The organism is Mycobacterium heidelbergense (assembly GCF_010730745.1).
GTDB classification, from domain to species: domain Bacteria; phylum Actinomycetota; class Actinomycetes; order Mycobacteriales; family Mycobacteriaceae; genus Mycobacterium; species Mycobacterium heidelbergense.
Genome location: NZ_AP022615.1, coordinates 2,637,644 through 2,652,333, shown reverse-complemented (window position 1 = coordinate 2,652,333; position 14,690 = coordinate 2,637,644). Strand labels below are relative to the sequence as shown.

Here is a 14,690-nt window from a genome sequence, read left to right as displayed (position 1 = left end):
CCGAGCGTCACGCTAGCGTGGCGCCGGCCTGCGAGCGTCACGCTAGTGTCCTGAGTCATTAATTCTGGTGCAGTAGTTGCCGATGCTGGTCAGGATTTGGTCGGCGGTCTTGGTCCAGACGTAGGGGCGGGGGTTGTCGTTCCAGGTTTGGATCCAGGCGCGGATGTCGGTGTTGAGTTGTCTTACCGAGGTGTGGGTGGCGCGACGCAGCTTTTTGGTGGTCAGCTCGGAAAACCAGCGTTCGACAAGGTTGAGCCATGACGAGCTGGTCGGGGTGAAGTGCAGCACGAACCGGGGATGGTTGGTCAGCCACCGCTTCACCGCCGGTGTCTTGTGTGTGGAGGCGTTGTCGAGCACGACGTGGCAGTCCAGGTCAGCGGGGACTTCGGCGTCGATCTTTTTGAGGAACGCCAGGAACTCCCGGCTGCGGTGGCGAGCGTGCAGGGATCCGATGACTTTGCCTGTGGCCAGGTCCAGGGCGGCGTACAGACTTGAGGTGCCATGTCGGATGTAGTCGTGGCTGGCCCGCGCCGGAGTGCCAGGCAGCATCGGAAACACCGGTTGGGTGCGGTTGAGGGCCTGGATCTGGGTCTTCTCGTCGACGCAGAGCACGACCGCGCGTTCGGGTGGGTCCAGGTAGAGCCCGACCACGTCGCGGACCTTCTCGACGAACAGTGGATCCTTGGACAATTTCCACGAATCTTGTCTGTGCGGAGCCAATCCGAATGCCCGCCAGACCCGCGAGACCATCGACTGGCTCAAGCCCAGATGCTCGGCCATCGACCGGGTCGACCAGTGCGTGGCATCAGGTGGAGTGGTCTCCAACGTCGCGGTGATCAAGTCTTTGATCCGCTCGTCGCCGATGACCCGGGGCCGGCCAGGACGCGGCTCGTCGAGCAAGCCGTCACAACGGTCAACGACGAACCGATTGCGCCACCGGCGCACCGTCGTGATCGACAATCCCAACCGTTGGGCCAGTTCGGTATTCGTCCCGCCCTCGGCGGCCGCCAACACAATTCGCGACCGCATCGCCAACCCCGCCGCACTGCTGCGCCGTCGTGCCCACCCCTCCAACTCGGTCCGCTCGTCGGCGGTCAACACGATCTCGGCAGCACGGGGAGCAGGCACAACCCAGTCTAACAGCTAGATCATAATTAATGACTCACAACACTAGCGTGACGCTCGGCCAGCCCATGCGGCGCGAACGCGGCTAACGATCTCGGCGGGCCGATCCCCCGCGACCACCCGGATCACGATCCAGCCGAGCCGGTCGAGCTTTTCCCGTCGCCGAATATCCCACCTGTATCGCCACCCATCGGTTCGATGCTGCTCGCCGTCGTATTCGGCGGCCACTTTCAGCTCTTCCCAACCCATGTCGAGATACGCGAAGACCTCGCCAAACTCGTCATAGACGTGAATCTGTGTCTGCGGCCGCGGAAAGCCCGCGTCAATCAGCAACAATCGAAGCCACGTCTCCTTTGGCGACTGCGATCCGCCGTCCGCCAACACGACCGCCTTGCGCGCGCCACGGATTCCACGCCGCCCGGGATACCGCTCAAAGAGGAGCTCGACCTCCGCTATCTTCACGTCCGCGGCCGCCAGTAGAGCATCGATAGCCGCCACCGCTTCGTCCCTGGGGTACCAGCACGCCAAATCGAGCGCCGTCCGGGCCGGGGTGGTCACCGGTATACCTTCAATCAACACGACCTCATCATCGTCAATGCTGTTCCCGCGAACTCGTATGCCCGGCAGCGGATTTCGATTTGTGTGCAGGATCTCGAGCGGAGCGGAAGGGTCGATCCACTTGGAGCCATATAACGCTGAGGCCGAGAGTCCCGCGACAATGCCTCGCCGTCGCGACCAGAGCCATCCCGCCCTCGCCCGCACGAGCGGACTTCTCTCGAGTCCGAGGATGACGTACACGTCCCGGAACAACTTGGTATAGCGCGTCCGCAGCGCGCTCTTGACGACGTTTCCGTTCGCGACGGCCTCGCTACCGATGAATGGCTCCGCCATGACGGCAGCGTTCCACGAGTCGCGCCAAGCGTCACGTCAGCGTGCGGCATCTATCCACAGCGTCACGCTAGCGTGACGTTCGACGCTGACGGCCACGCTGGCGTGACGCTCGGCGCGGGCCGGCGCGGGTAGCGCCGCTCGGCGCGGGCCGGCGCGGGCCGGCGCGGGTCAGCCGAGGATCAGGCCGGAGGTCGGCACGCCGGTACCCGCGGTGACGAGCACATGCTCCACGTTGGGCACCGGGTTCACCGAGGTGCCACGCAGTTGCCGAACCCCCTCCGCGATGCCGTTCATGCCGTGGATGTAGGCCTCGCCGAGTTGACCCCCGTGCGTGTTGATGGGAAGCCGCCCGCCCACCTCGATGGCGCCGTCGGCGATGAAGTCCTTGGCCTCGCCCTTGCCGCAGAAGCCCAACTCCTCCAACTGAATCAGGGTGAACGGCGTGAAGTGGTCGTACAAGACCGCGGTCTGGATGTCGGCCGGCGACAGCCCGGACTGCGCCCAGAGCTGCCGACCCACCAGACCCATCTCGGGCAGGCCGAGCTCGGGCCGGTAGTAGCTGACCATCGTGTACTGGTCGGGGCTGGAGCCCTGCGACGCCGCCTCGATGATCGCCGGCCGCTGCTTGAGGTCCCGCGCGCGCTCCGCGGACGTCACCACGATCGCGACCGCGCCGTCGGTCTCCTGGCAGCAGTCCAGCAGCCGTAACGGCTCGGCGATCCACCGCGAATTCTGGTGGTCCTCAATGGTTATCGGCTTTTCGTAGAAGTACGCCTTCGGGTTCTTGGCGGCGTGCTTGCGGTCGGCCACCGAGATCGCACCGAAGTCCCGGCTGGTCGCGCCCGACAGGTGCATGTAGCGCTGGGCGATCATGGCGACCTGCGCGGCCGGCGTGGAAAGCCCGTGCGGATACGAGAAGGAGTTGTCGGCGGCCGTCGAATCGGCCTGTGCGCCAGCGTCTCCCACCAGCCGGGTCTGCACCTGGCCGAACCGCATCCCGGAGCGTTCGTTGAATGCCCGGTATGCGACCACGACGTCGGCGACTCCCGTCGCGACGGCCATCGCCGCCTGCTGGACGGTCGCGCACGCGGCGCCTCCGCCGTAGTGGATCTTGGAGAAGAACTTCAGCTCGCCGATGCCGGCCGCACGCGCGACCGCGATCTCGGTGTTGGTGTCCATCGTGAACGTCGTCAGCCCGTCGACGTCGGCCGGACTCAGGCCGGCGTCGTCCAGGGCGTCAAGCACCGCCTCGGCCGCCAGCCGGAGTTCGCTGCGGCCGGAGTCCTTTGAGAAGTCGGTGGCACCGATGCCGACGATCGCAGCCTTACCCGACAACATCAGGCATCCCCCATCGTCAGCGTCACGGTGGCGATGACGTGATCGCCAAGGCTGTTGCGGCCCACCACCTTTACGGTGATCAGTCCGTCGTCCACGGCGGTCACCTCGCCGGAGAATGTCACCGTGTCGTAGGCGTACCACGGCACCCCGAGCCGAAGGCCGATGGATTTGATCAGCGCCGACGGGCCGGCCCAGTCGGTGACGTAGCGCTGCACCAGACCGGTGTCGGTGAGGATGTTGACGAAGATGTCGTTCGACCCCTTGGCCTGCGCCAAATCGCGGTCATGGTGCACGTCCTGAAAGTCCCTGGTGGCCAGGGCCGTCGAGATGATGAACGTGGGATCTCCATACAGCTTCAGCTCGGGCAGCACCGTGCCCACGTCAACGACGGGCGCGCTCATGCTCGACCCTCCAAGGGCTCCCACGCGTAGAGGGTCCACTCGGGGCCGCTATCGCCGGCCGGGAAGTCGATATAGGTTGCGCGCACGCGCATTCCGATCTTCACCTCGGCCGGGTCCGCCCCGCGCAGCTCGCCCAGCATGCGCACACCCTCCTCCAGCTCGACCAAAGCGATGACGAAGGGCAGCGTGCGGCCGGGCACCTTCGGCGCATGGTGCACCACGAAGCTGAACACCGTGCCCCTGCCTGCGGCCACCACGTAGTCGATCGGCTCGGTTTTGTCCTGCCACACCGCCGGCACCGGCGGGTGCTGCAGGCCGCCGTCGGGACGGCGCTGAATCCGCAATTCGTGCGCCTTGACGCCCTCCCAGAAGAACGCGGTGTCCCGCGACGACGACGGGCGCATCATGGCGTCGGGGTCCAGGTCGGCGGGCACGGCCGGGCCAGAAGACTCGCGCGGCTTGAATTTGAGGATGCGCCAGTTCATCTCGGCGACATCCTCGTCACCGACCCGCCAGACGATGTGCTGGTTGACGAAGAAGCCTTCCCCGAGCGCGGTCTGCTTGGGCCCGACGATGTCGCCCATCTCGGAGGTGATGCTGACCTGCTCGCCGGGCCGCAGGTAACGGTGGTACGTCTGCTCGCAGTTGGTGGCGACGACGCCGACATAGCCGGCGTCGTCGAACAGCTGCATGATGGGCCCCATCGGATCGTCCTTGGGGCGCTCCCCGCCCAGGCCGAACATTGTCCACACCTGAATCATCGCCGGCGGGGCGACAATTCCCGGATGTCCGGCGGCGCGGGCCGCGGCCTCGTCCACGTAGATGGGATTGCGATCGCCGATCGCCTCCACCCAGTTGTTGATCGTCGGCCGGTTCACCGGGTCACGGCCGGCGCGCGGCTTGGGTCCACCGGCCGCCTTGATCTCGGCGAGGGCTTCCTGGATGTCGGTCATCGAGGCACCCGCGGCACCTTGAGGCCTGAGGCCGCGATCATTTCGCGCATGACTTCGTTCACGCCCCCACCGAAGGTGATCACCAGGTTGCGCTTGGTCTGGGAGTCCAGCCAGTTGAGCAGCTCGGCGGTGTCCGGCTCGGCGGGGTTACCGTACCTGCCGACGACTTCCTCGGCGAGCCGGCCGACGTACTGCACACGCTCGGTGCCAAAGACTTTCGTCGACGCGGCGTCGGCCACGTTGATGTCCTCACCCGCCGCGGCCACCTGCCAGTTGAGCAACTCGTTGATCCGCCACATCGCATGGATCTCGCCGAGCGCGCGCTTGACGTCGTCGTGGTCGATCGGGGTGACCCCATCGCCGCCCGGCTTGGACGCCCAGGCGTGCACCCGGTCGTAGATGGCGGCGAACCGACCCGCCGGACCGAGCATCACCCGCTCGTTGTTGAGCTGGGTGGTGATCAGCCGCCATCCGCCGTTCTCCTCGCCGACCAGCATGTCGGCGGGCACCCGCACGTCGTTGTAGTAGGTGGCGTTGGTGTGGTGGGCGCCGTCGGACAGGATGATCGGCGTCCAGGAATAACCGGGGTCCTTCGTGTCGACGATCAGGATCGAAATCCCCTTGTGCTTCACGGCTTCCGGGTCAGTGCGGCAGGCCAGCCAGATGTAGTCGGCGTCGTGTGCGCCGGTGGTGAAGATCTTCTGCCCGTTGACGATGTACTCGTCGCCCTGACGCACGGCGGTGGTGCGCAACGACGCCAGGTCGGTCCCCGCCTCCGGCTCGGTGTAGCCGATCGCGAAGTGCAACTCGCCGGCCAGGATCGCCGGCAGGAACTTCTTCTTCTGCAGCTCGCTGCCGTAGACCTGCAGCGTGGGCCCCACCGTCTGCAGGGTCACGGCCGGCAACGGCACGTCGGCCCGGTGGGCCTCGTTGACGAAGATCTGTTGCTCGATCGGGCCGAAACCGAGGCCGCCGAACTCCTTTGGCCACCCGACGCCGAGCTTGCCGTCCCGGCCCATCCGCCGGATCACGGCGCGGTAGGCGGCGTTGTGGCGGTCTTCCTCCATCGCCTTCATCTCGTCGGAGGAGATCAGATTCGAAAAGTATTGCCGTAGCTCGGCTTGCAGCTGGCGCTGCTCCGGGGTCAGGTCGATGAACATTGCGCTCCCACCAGGTCGAGTCGCAGCGATGGGCCGCCCAGCAGCCGGGTCAGGTCCTTGATCGTGGAGTAGTACCGGTGCATGGGATACGTGATGTCCATGCCCATGCCGCCGTGCAGATGATGGCAGGTCTGCATCGCCGGCGGCGCCTGCGACGCCACCCAGTACCCGAGGACATCCAGGTCGTCATCGGCGTCCCGTCCTTCGGTCAGCCGCCATACCACCGACTTCGCCGCCAAATCGATGGTGCGCGAGGCGATGTAGACCTCGGAGAGCTGCGCGGCCACGGTCTGGAACGTCGACAACGGCTTGCCGAACTGCTTGCGGTTGGCCACGTAGTCGGCGGTGAGGCGCAGCGCGCCGGCCACCAACCCGTCGGCATAAGCGCCGATCGCCGCCAGCGCGAGCTGGTTGACCCGGTGCGCCGCGCCCGCCAAGACGTCGGAATCGGGAACCGCCACACCACTGAACGTGACCGTGTACTCGTCGGAACCGTTCGACGTCGGCGTGCGCACCAGGCGCACACCGTCCGCCTTGGGTGACACCACCACGACCGCGCCGTCGGCGGTCACGACCATCCAATCCGCTTGTTCGGCATAGGCGACACCGATTTTGGTGCCCGACAACCGCCCGTTGGCCAGCGTGGTCGAGGGCCGGTCGGGCAGCGCCGCGCCCGGCTCGTTGAGCGCCGCGGTCAACACCCCGCCCTTGGCGACCCCGGCCAGGAAGCGGTCCTGCTGCTCCTCGGACGCCAGATCGAGCAACGTCACCACGCCCAGGCCCAGCGTGGCCAGCGCCGGCGTGATGGCACCGTGGCGACCGACCTCGGTCAGCACCGTGGCGACCTCGGGCAGGCCCACGCCGTCGCCGCCGAGGCGTTCGGGCACCGGCAGCGCCGTCACGCCACCGCTGACCAGCGCGTCCCAGCTCAACTCCCGGTCCAGCACCGACGTGACCACATCGGCGACGGCCTGCTGTGTGGCGGTGAGAGTGAAATCCATCTTGGGGTGTAAACCCGTCACCGCGCCACCGGGCACGTGCCGGTGTAATCGACCTGCCAATGCTTGATGCCGTTGAGCCAGCCCGACCGCAGCCGCTCCGGCTTCGACAGCGGCTTGAGGTCCGGCATGTGGTCGGCCACCGCGTTGAAGATCAGGCTGATCGTCATCCGGGCCAGGTTCGCGCCGATGCAGTAGTGGGCACCCGTGCCGCCAAAGCCGACGTGCGGGTTGGGATTCCGCAAGATGTTGAACGCGTACGGGTCGTCGAAGACCTCTTCGTCGAAGTTGGCCGACCGGTAGAACATCACCACCCGCTGGCCCTTCTTGATCTGCACGCCGGACAGCTCGTAGTCCTCCAGCGCGGTGCGCTGGAACGCGGTGACCGGGGTGGCCCAGCGGACGATCTCGTCGGGGGCGGTCTCCGGGCGTTCCCTCTTGAACAGCTCCCACTGGTCCGGGTTGTCCGCGAAGGCGATCATGCCGTGCGTGATGGAGTTACGCGTGGTCTCGTTGCCCGCAACCGCGAGCATCACCACGAAGAAGCCGAACTCGTCGTCGGAGAGCTTCTCGCCCTCGATGTCGGCCTGGATCAGCTGCGTGACGATGTCGTCGCCGGGGTTCTTGGCACGCTCCTCGGCCATCTTCATCGCGTACATGATCAGCTCAACCGACGACGCCGCCGGGTCGATGTGCGCGTATTCGGGATCCTCGTTGCCGGTCATCTCGTTGGACCAGCGGAAGATCTTGTCCCGGTCGTCCTGCGGAACACCCAGAAGACCGGCGATGGCCTGCAGCGGCAGCTCGCACGAGACCTGCTCGACGAAGTCGCCGGTGCCCGCCGCGGCGGCCGTCTTGGCGATGTTCTGCGCGCGGGCGGCCAGTTCCTCGCGCAGCCGTCCGATGGCGCGCGGGGTGAAACCACGGGCGATGATCTTGCGCAGCCGGGTGTGGTGCGGGGCGTCCATGTTGAGCATGACACTGCGCTGCAGGTCGATCTGTTCGCGCGTCATCTCCTGCGGCCAGACCGGGATCGCGCAGTCCTGCTGAGACGAGAAGACGTCGCTACGGACGGAGATCTCCTTGACGTCCTTGTGCTTCGTGATGGCCCAATAGCCCTTGTCGCCGAAGCCACCGGTTCCGCCCGGGACGTCCACCCAGAAGATCGGCTCGGACTTACGCACTTCGGCCAGTTCCGCAACCGGCAGGCCTTTGACTGATACATCCGGGTCGAGAAAATCGAACCCGGACGGAAGATTCGGGCTAGGCACGCTACTTCTCCTTACTGCTCGTCCCTATGCTGGTCTTGCGACTGGCTTGGTGGCTGGCCCAGTGACTGGTGATCCCAGGACACTAGCTCTCCTAGTAGAGCTCTGCTGCCAGTAAAACATGCCTCCACCGTAGAAAAAAGGCGATGACACATCCTCGCTTGTCATAGTAATGAAACGTGTTCTAGCCTGGCCCCATGGGTAACCCGGTAATCGTTGAAGCCACTCGTAGCCCCATCGGTAAGCGGAACGGTTGGCTGTCCGGTCTCCACGCCACCGAGTTGCTGGGGGCCACGCAGAAGGCTCTCGTAGAGAAGGCCGGCAGGAATTCCGGCTTTGAAGCCGGCATGGTCGAACAGGTCATCGGCGGTTGCGTCACGCAATTCGGCGAGCAATCCAACAACATCACCCGTGTCAGCTGGCTCGTCGCCGGGTTGCCCGAGCACGTCGGCGCGGCGACCGTCGACTGCCAGTGCGGCAGCAGCCAGCAGGCCAATGGCCTGATCGCGGGCCTGATCGCCGCCGGTGCCATCGACGTCGGCATCGCGTGCGGCATCGAGGCCATGAGCCGCGTCGGGCTGGGCGCCAACGCCGGCCCGGACCGCGGGATCCTGCGGCCCGCGTCGTGGGACATCGACCTGCCCGACCAGTTCACCGCCGCCGAGCGCATCGCCAAGCGCCGCGGCATCACCCGCGAGGACATCGACGCCTTCGGCCTCGAATCGCAACGCAAGGCCAAGCAGGCCTGGGCCGAGGGCCGGTTCGACCGCGAGATCAGCGGCATCGAAGCGCCGGTGCTCGACGAGAACAAGCAGCCGACCAGCGACCGCCACGTCGTCACCAAGGACCAGGGCCTGCGCGACACCACCCTGGAGGGCCTCGCGTCGCTCAAGCCGGTCATCGAGGGTGGCATCCACACCGCGGGTACGTCGTCGCAGATCTCCGACGGTGCCGCCGCGGTGCTGTGGATGGACGAGGACAAGGCCAGGGCGCTGGGCCTCAAGCCACGCGCGCGCATCGTCAGCCAGGCGCTCGTCGGCGCCGAGCCGTACTACCACCTGGACGGCCCGGTGCAGTCGACGGCGAAGGTGCTGGAGAAGGCCGGCATGAAGATGGGCGACATCGACATCACCGAGATCAACGAGGCCTTCGCGTCGGTCGTGCTGTCCTGGGCGCGGGTGCACGAGCCCGACATGGCCAAAGTGAACGTCAACGGCGGCGCGATCGCACTGGGCCACCCGGTGGGCTCCACCGGCAGCCGGCTGATCACCACCGCCCTGCACGAGCTGGAGCGCACCGACCAGAGCACCGCGCTGATCACCATGTGCGCCGGCGGCGCCCTGTCCACCGGCACGATCATCGAGCGCATCTGACCTAGTGCTCGTTTCCGACGACAGCCGCATCGCGGCGGCCCAAGCGTATATCGACGCGCTTGTCAGCCATGACGGCGACGCCGTTCCCTTCGCCGCCCGGTGCATCCGCATCGAGCAGGGGATCAAAACCGGCTTCTCCGGAAATCACCTGCGGCGCAGCCTCAATCGCGGTCCCCAGTACCGGCTCATCGCCGACACCACGCCGCCGGACTACCGCATCGCCGGCGACGAGGTGCACGCGGCGTACGACGTGCTGACCAAGGCGGCGTTCGGGGGCCGGCGGCTGGCCGCGCGGGTGAGCGAGACCTTTCTGATCCCGGGTGAAAGCCCAAGCGGGAAGGCCGAAATCCACCACATCACGGTTCGCTTCCACCCCTTCATTCGGCGGTAGCGCGGCCCTAGGATCAGTCACATGCCGAAATCACCCCCGCGGTTTCTGAACACGCCGTACACGGACTTCCTGATCAAGTGGATGTCACGCCTCAACACGTTCATGTACCGCCGCAACGGCGGCGAAGGCCTCGGCGGCACATTCCAGAAGATTCCCGTCGCCCTGCTGATCACCACCGGCCGCAAGACCGGCGAGCCCCGCGTCAGCCCGCTGTACTTCTTGCGCGACGGTGACCGGGTGATCGTCGCGGCCTCCAAGGGAGGCGCCGCCAAGAACCCGCAGTGGTACCTCAACCTCAAGGCCAATCCCAAGGTGCAGGTGCAGATCAAAAAAGAGGTGCTCGATCTGACCGCGCGGGACGCGACCGATGAGGAGCGCGCCCGGTACTGGCCGCAATTGGTGGACATGTACCCGTCCTACGACGACTACCAGTCCTGGACCGACCGGACCATCCCGATCGTCGTCTGCGACCCGTAGCCGAACCGCTTCGCCGAGCGTGCAATGGCGGCGAAAAAACGCCGAAAATATCGCCGTGAGTGCACGTTCGGCGCGGGCGGCTCGCTAAGCGCCGTAGACCGGGACAGACGGCCGCGCCTTGGCCAGCAGGTCGGCCACGACGGGCCCCAGCTCGGCGGGATCCCACCTCGCGCCCTTGTCGACCTGCGGGCCGTGCGCCCAGCCCTCGGCGACCCGGATGATGCCGCCCTCGACCTCGAACACCTTGCCGGTGACCTCACGAGATTCGGCGCTGCCCAGCCATACCACCAGCGGCGAGATGTTCTCCGGTGCCATCGCGTCGAAGCCTTCGTCGGGCTTGGCCATCATCTCGGCGAAGACGGTTTCGGTCATGCGGGTTCGGGCCGACGGGGCGATCGCGTTGACGGTCACGCCGTAGCGGCCCATTTCGGCGGCGCCGACCAGCGTCAGCGCCGCGATGCCCGCCTTCGCGGCGCTGTAGTTGGCCTGCCCGACGCTGCCCTGCAGGCCCGCACCGGAACTGGTGTTGATGATCCGCGCGTCAATGTCTTTCGGGGCTTTTCCCCCTTTGGACAGCCCGCGCCAATACGACCCGGCGTGCCGCATCGTGGCGAAGTGGCCCTTGAGGTGCACCGCGATGACGGCGTCGAATTCCTCTTCGCTGGTGTTGGCCAACATCCTGTCGCGCACGATGCCGGCGTTGTTCACCAAAACATCCAGGCCACCGAAGGTTTCGACGGCGGTCTGGATCAGACTGGCCGCCTGGTCCCAATCCGCGATGTTGGATCCGTTGGCGACGGCTTCCCCACCGGCGGCGATGATCTCGTCCACCACGCCCTGCGCGGCGCTGCCGCCGCCGGCCGGTGACCCGTCCAGGCCCACGCCGATGTCGTTGACCACTACGCGCGCGCCCTCGGCGGCGAAGGCCAAAGCGTGCGCGCGACCGATGCCGCCGCCCGCTCCGGTGACGATGACGACGCGGCCGTCAACCACTCCCATGATTATTTGTCTCCTCTACTTGATCGCGCTGGCGTTCGTGGTGGCCAGATAGTGCGGTGGCTCGCCGCCCCCGTGCACCTCCAACGAGGCTCCGCTGATGTAGGACGCCGCGTCGCAGGCCAAAAACGCTGCGGCCCAACCGACATCCTCAGGCTTGGCCAGCCGGCCCAGAGGCACGTTCTTCGAAATCGCGGCGATCGACTCGGCGTCACCGTAGAACAGTTCCGACTGTTCGGTCTCCACCATGCCGACCACGCACGCGTTCACCCGGACCTTCGGTCCCCACTCCACGGCCAGCGTCTGCGTGAGGCTCTCCAGGCCGGCCTTGGCCGCCCCGTAGGCGCCGGTGCCCGGGGACGGTCGCCGGCCGCTGAGACTGCAGATGTTGACGATCGATCCGCCGCGCCCCTGGTGTTGCATCCTGTCGTTGGCGTGCTGCGAAACCGACAGGGCCCCAATCAGGTTGAGCTCGATGATCTTGCGGTTGAACTTCGCGCTGGAATCCGCGGTCAGCACATACGGCGAACCCCCGGCGTTGTTGACGACGACATCGAGCCCGCCATGCCGGTCGACGATCGCCTCGACCAACGCCTTGACGGCGTCGTCGTCGCGGACGTCGCAGGGGTGAAACTCGTAGGGTGATCCCTCGACGGCTCGTCGCGCGCAGGTGATGACGGTGGCGCCCTGCCCGGCAAAAACCGAGCTGATACCGGCACCTACCCCACGAACCCCGCCGGTGACCAGAACCACCCGCCCGGCCAGTCCCAAGTTGATGGCTTCTCTAGTTAGGGGGCCTCCTTCGGCGCGGGTCACTGTGCTAGCGTACCAAGCAAGTGCTTGCTTAGGTAGCCACGCCCGCCTTTTCCAAAGGAAGTGCCAATTTGCCCATCACATCCACCCCCACCGAACCCGGCATAGTCTCGGTCACCGTCGACTACCCGCCGGTCAACGCCATCCCGTCGCGCGGCTGGTTCGAACTGGCCGAGGCGATTACGGCCGCGGGCCAGAATCCCGAAACCCACGCGGTGATCCTGCGGGCCGAGGGCCGCGGCTTCAACGCCGGCGTGGACATCAAAGAGATGCAGCGCACCGAGGGATTCACCGCCCTGATCGACGCCAACCGCGGCTGCTTCGCCGCGTTCCGCGCGGTCTACGAGTGCGCGGTGCCGGTGATCGCGGCGGTGAACGGATTCTGCGTCGGCGGCGGCATCGGACTGGTCGGCAACTCCGACGTGATCGTGGCCTCCGACGACGCCACCTTCGGGCTGCCGGAGGTGGAACGCGGCGCGCTCGGCGCGGCCACCCACCTGTCGCGGCTGGTGCCGCAGCACATGATGCGCCGGCTGTTCTTCACCGCGGCGACCGTGGACGCCGCCACCCTGCATCACTTCGGCTCGGTGCACGAGGTGGTGCCCCGCGACCAACTCGATGAGGCCGCTTTGAAGGTGGCCCGCGACATCGCCGCCAAGGACACCCGCGTCATCCGGGCCGCGAAGGAGGCGCTGAACTTGATCGACGTGCAACGGGTCAACTCCAGTTACCGCATGGAGCAAGGCTTTACGTTCGAGCTGAATCTCGCCGGCGTGTCCGACGAGCACCGCGACGCGTTCGCCGGCACCACGAAGGGCGACAAATCGTGAGCGACAAGCGAACCACCCTCGACGACGCCGTGGCCGGGCTGCGCAGCGGCATGACGATCGGCATCGGCGGCTGGGGGTCGCGGCGCAAACCGATGGCGTTCGTGCGGGCCATGCTGCGCACCGACGTCACAGACCTGACCGTGGTGACCTACGGCGGACCGGACCTGGGGCTGCTCTGCTCGGCCGGCAAGGTCAAGCGCGTCTACTACGGATTCGTCTCGCTGGATTCGCCACCCTTCTACGACCCGTGGTTCGCCAAGGCCCGCACCAGCGGGGCCATCGAAGCCCGCGAGATGGACGAGGGCATGCTGCGCTGCGGCCTGCAAGCCGCGGCGCAACGCCTGCCGTTCCTGCCGACCCGCGCCGGGCTGGGCAGTTCGGTCCCCGACTTCTGGGAGGGTGAATTGCAAACCGTCACTTCGCCGTACCCAACGGAGGGGGGGCGCGAGACGCTGATCGCCATGCCCGCGCTGCGGCTCGACGCGGCGTTTGTGCACCTCAATCTCGGTGACAGCCAAGGCAATGCCGCCTACACCGGGATCGACCCCTACTTCGACGACCTCTTCCTGATGGCCGCCGAGAAGCGCTATCTGTCGGTGGAGCGCGTCGTGTCGACCGAGGAGTTGGTCAAGGCGGTGCCGCCGCAGGCGCTGCTGGTGAACCGGATGATGGTCGACGCGGTCGTGGAGACGCCCGGCGGCGCGCACTTCACCACCGCCGCACCCGATTACGGCCGGGACGAGAAGTTCCAGCGGCACTACGCCGAGGCGGCCTCGACGGAGGAGGGCTGGCAGCAGTTCGTCCAGACTTACCTGTCGGGCGGCGAAGACGACTATCAGGCGGCCGTGCGCGCGTTCGGAGAGGAGGCCTCGAAATGAGCACCCGGGCCGAAGTCTGCGCGGTCGCCTGCGCCGAGTTGTTCAGGGACGCGGGCGAAATCATGATCAGCCCGATGGCGAACATGGCGTCGGTCGGCGCACGGCTGGCCCGGCTGACCTTCTCCCCCGACATCGTGCTGACCGACGGCGAGGCCCAGCTGCTGGCCGACACCCCGGCGCTGGGCGCCCCCGGAGCCGTCGAGGGATGGATGCCGTTCGGCCGGGTGTTCGAGACGCTGGCCTGGGGGCGCCGCCATGTGGTGATGGGCGCCAATCAGGTTGACCGCTTTGGCAATCAGAACATCTCGGCGTTCGGCCCGCTGCAGCGCCCGACCCGGCAGATGTTCGGCCTCCGGGGTGCGCCGGGCAACGCGGTCAACCACGCCACCAGCTACTGGGTCGGCAACCACTCGAAGCGGGTGTTCACCGAAGCCGTCGACGTGGTCTGCGGCATCGGCTGGGACAAGATCGACCCGGACAATCCAGCGTTCCGGTTCGCCAACCCATACCGCGTCGTATCCAACCTCGGGGTGTTTGACTTCGGCGGCCCCGATCGAACCATGCGGGCGGTGTCCCTGCATCCCGGGGTGTCGCCCGACGACGTCCGCGAAAACACCTCCTTCGAGGTGCACGGCCTCGACGAGGCCGAGGAGACGCGGCTGCCGACCGACGACGAGCTGCGCCTGATCCGCGAGGTCATCGACCCGAAGGGGCTGCGCGACAGAGAGATACGTTCGTGATTATTCCGCCTCCTCCTGCCTCTTTTCGATCGCACTGCTCCGTTTATCGTCGGCGGTG

At 66.7% G+C, this 14,690-nt stretch carries 16 protein-coding genes; 6 read left to right on the top strand and 10 right to left on the bottom strand.

Annotation, left to right across the window (positions count from 1 at the left end):
• Window positions 1-42: 42 nt before the first annotated feature.
• The 8 genes from G6N25_RS12450 to G6N25_RS12415 all read right to left on the bottom strand — a co-directional run bounded on the left by G6N25_RS12450 (window position 43) and on the right by G6N25_RS12415 (window position 8,137).
• On the bottom strand, window positions 43-1,128 hold the full coding sequence (locus tag G6N25_RS12450) for an IS630 family transposase (RefSeq protein WP_163672439.1): 1,086 nt from the start codon (window positions 1,126-1,128) through the stop codon (window positions 43-45).
• Between the two features lie 42 nt (window positions 1,129-1,170).
• Window positions 1,171-2,016 carry a hypothetical protein gene (locus G6N25_RS12445; protein ID WP_083073672.1) on the bottom strand — a complete coding sequence of 282 codons (846 nt, stop codon included), beginning with the start codon at window positions 2,014-2,016 and terminating at the stop codon, window positions 1,171-1,173.
• 168 nt (window positions 2,017-2,184) lie between these two features.
• A complete protein-coding gene (locus G6N25_RS12440; RefSeq protein ID WP_071513129.1) occupies window positions 2,185-3,354 on the bottom strand; it encodes a lipid-transfer protein in 1,170 nt (389 codons plus the stop codon).
• Window positions 3,354-3,755 carry a MaoC family dehydratase gene (locus tag G6N25_RS12435; protein WP_083073673.1) on the bottom strand — a complete coding sequence of 134 codons (402 nt, stop codon included), beginning with the start codon at window positions 3,753-3,755 and terminating at the stop codon, window positions 3,354-3,356. Before G6N25_RS12435 ends, G6N25_RS12440 begins: the two co-directional genes overlap by 1 nt.
• The gene (locus G6N25_RS12430) at window positions 3,752-4,708 is read right to left on the bottom strand and encodes a bifunctional MaoC family dehydratase N-terminal/OB-fold nucleic acid binding domain-containing protein (protein ID WP_083073674.1); all 957 of its coding nucleotides are present in this window, start codon (window positions 4,706-4,708) and stop codon (window positions 3,752-3,754) included. The genes G6N25_RS12435 and G6N25_RS12430 overlap by 4 nt, the downstream gene beginning before the upstream one ends.
• Window positions 4,705-5,868, bottom strand: a complete 1,164-nt coding sequence (fadE29, locus tag G6N25_RS12425; RefSeq protein ID WP_083073675.1) for an acyl-CoA dehydrogenase FadE29 — start codon at window positions 5,866-5,868, stop codon at window positions 4,705-4,707. Before fadE29 ends, G6N25_RS12430 begins: the two co-directional genes overlap by 4 nt.
• The gene (locus tag G6N25_RS12420) at window positions 5,853-6,869 is read right to left on the bottom strand and encodes an acyl-CoA dehydrogenase family protein (RefSeq protein WP_083073785.1); all 1,017 of its coding nucleotides are present in this window, start codon (window positions 6,867-6,869) and stop codon (window positions 5,853-5,855) included. Before G6N25_RS12420 ends, fadE29 begins: the two co-directional genes overlap by 16 nt.
• Before the next feature lie 17 nt (window positions 6,870-6,886).
• On the bottom strand, window positions 6,887-8,137 hold the full coding sequence (locus G6N25_RS12415) for a cytochrome P450 (RefSeq protein ID WP_083073676.1): 1,251 nt from the start codon (window positions 8,135-8,137) through the stop codon (window positions 6,887-6,889).
• Between the two features lie 194 nt (window positions 8,138-8,331).
• Here G6N25_RS12415 and G6N25_RS12410 point away from each other — a divergent pair, with 194 nt between their 5' ends.
• From G6N25_RS12410 to G6N25_RS12400, 3 genes are read left to right on the top strand one after another with little or no spacing between them, the layout of a single operon-like run.
• Window positions 8,332-9,507, top strand: a complete 1,176-nt coding sequence (locus G6N25_RS12410; RefSeq protein WP_083073677.1) for a steroid 3-ketoacyl-CoA thiolase — start codon at window positions 8,332-8,334, stop codon at window positions 9,505-9,507.
• A 4-nt stretch (window positions 9,508-9,511) separates the two neighbouring features.
• Entirely contained in the window at window positions 9,512-9,898 is a 387-nt protein-coding gene (locus G6N25_RS12405) for a hypothetical protein (RefSeq protein ID WP_083073678.1), read from the top strand.
• A 21-nt stretch (window positions 9,899-9,919) separates the two neighbouring features.
• Entirely contained in the window at window positions 9,920-10,375 is a 456-nt protein-coding gene (locus tag G6N25_RS12400) for a nitroreductase family deazaflavin-dependent oxidoreductase (RefSeq protein ID WP_083073679.1), read from the top strand.
• 84 nt (window positions 10,376-10,459) lie between these two features.
• Here the strand turns inward: G6N25_RS12400 and G6N25_RS12395 are convergent, their stop codons facing one another.
• Both G6N25_RS12395 and G6N25_RS12390 read right to left on the bottom strand, forming a co-directional pair.
• Window positions 10,460-11,374 (bottom strand): SDR family oxidoreductase, encoded by a 915-nt coding sequence (locus G6N25_RS12395; RefSeq protein ID WP_083073680.1) that lies wholly within the window; start codon window positions 11,372-11,374, stop codon window positions 10,460-10,462.
• A gap of 15 nt (window positions 11,375-11,389) precedes the next feature.
• Window positions 11,390-12,187, bottom strand: coding sequence for an SDR family oxidoreductase (locus G6N25_RS12390; protein ID WP_179961667.1), 798 nt, complete (start codon window positions 12,185-12,187; stop codon window positions 11,390-11,392).
• A gap of 68 nt (window positions 12,188-12,255) precedes the next feature.
• Between G6N25_RS12390 and echA20 the strand changes: the two genes are divergently transcribed.
• The 3 genes from echA20 to ipdB are packed head-to-tail and all read left to right on the top strand — an operon-like array spanning window position 12,256 to window position 14,632.
• On the top strand, window positions 12,256-13,014 hold the full coding sequence (gene echA20 / locus G6N25_RS12385; RefSeq protein ID WP_083073681.1) for a (7aS)-7a-methyl-1,5-dioxo-2,3,5,6,7,7a-hexahydro-1H-indene-carboxyl-CoA hydrolase: 759 nt from the start codon (window positions 12,256-12,258) through the stop codon (window positions 13,012-13,014).
• The gene (ipdA, locus tag G6N25_RS12380; RefSeq protein WP_083073682.1) at window positions 13,011-13,892 is read left to right on the top strand and encodes a cholesterol ring-cleaving hydrolase subunit IpdA; all 882 of its coding nucleotides are present in this window, start codon (window positions 13,011-13,013) and stop codon (window positions 13,890-13,892) included. Before echA20 ends, ipdA begins: the two co-directional genes overlap by 4 nt.
• A complete protein-coding gene (gene ipdB, locus G6N25_RS12375; RefSeq protein ID WP_083073683.1) occupies window positions 13,889-14,632 on the top strand; it encodes a cholesterol ring-cleaving hydrolase subunit IpdB in 744 nt (247 codons plus the stop codon). Before ipdA ends, ipdB begins: the two co-directional genes overlap by 4 nt.
• Window positions 14,633-14,690: the final 58 nt, after the last annotated feature.

Excerpts from the sequence above, each read along its gene's own strand:
- G6N25_RS12445 (WP_083073672.1), bottom strand. The coding sequence starts at position 2,016 with ATGGCGGAGCCATTCATCGGTAGCGAGGCCGTCGCGAACGGAAACGTC.
- G6N25_RS12440 (WP_071513129.1), bottom strand. The coding sequence starts at position 3,354 with ATGTTGTCGGGTAAGGCTGCGATCGTCGGCATCGGTGCCACCGACTTC.
- G6N25_RS12435 (WP_083073673.1), bottom strand. The coding sequence starts at position 3,755 with ATGAGCGCGCCCGTCGTTGACGTGGGCACGGTGCTGCCCGAGCTGAAG.
- G6N25_RS12430 (WP_083073674.1), bottom strand. The coding sequence starts at position 4,708 with ATGACCGACATCCAGGAAGCCCTCGCCGAGATCAAGGCGGCCGGTGGA.
- fadE29 (WP_083073675.1), bottom strand. The coding sequence starts at position 5,868 with ATGTTCATCGACCTGACCCCGGAGCAGCGCCAGCTGCAAGCCGAGCTA.
- G6N25_RS12420 (WP_083073785.1), bottom strand. The coding sequence starts at position 6,869 with ATGGATTTCACTCTCACCGCCACACAGCAGGCCGTCGCCGATGTGGTC.
- G6N25_RS12410 (WP_083073677.1), top strand. The coding sequence starts at position 8,332 with ATGGGTAACCCGGTAATCGTTGAAGCCACTCGTAGCCCCATCGGTAAG.
- G6N25_RS12400 (WP_083073679.1), top strand. The coding sequence starts at position 9,920 with ATGCCGAAATCACCCCCGCGGTTTCTGAACACGCCGTACACGGACTTC.
- G6N25_RS12395 (WP_083073680.1), bottom strand. The coding sequence starts at position 11,374 with ATGGGAGTGGTTGACGGCCGCGTCGTCATCGTCACCGGAGCGGGCGGC.
- ipdB (WP_083073683.1), top strand. The coding sequence starts at position 13,889 with ATGAGCACCCGGGCCGAAGTCTGCGCGGTCGCCTGCGCCGAGTTGTTC.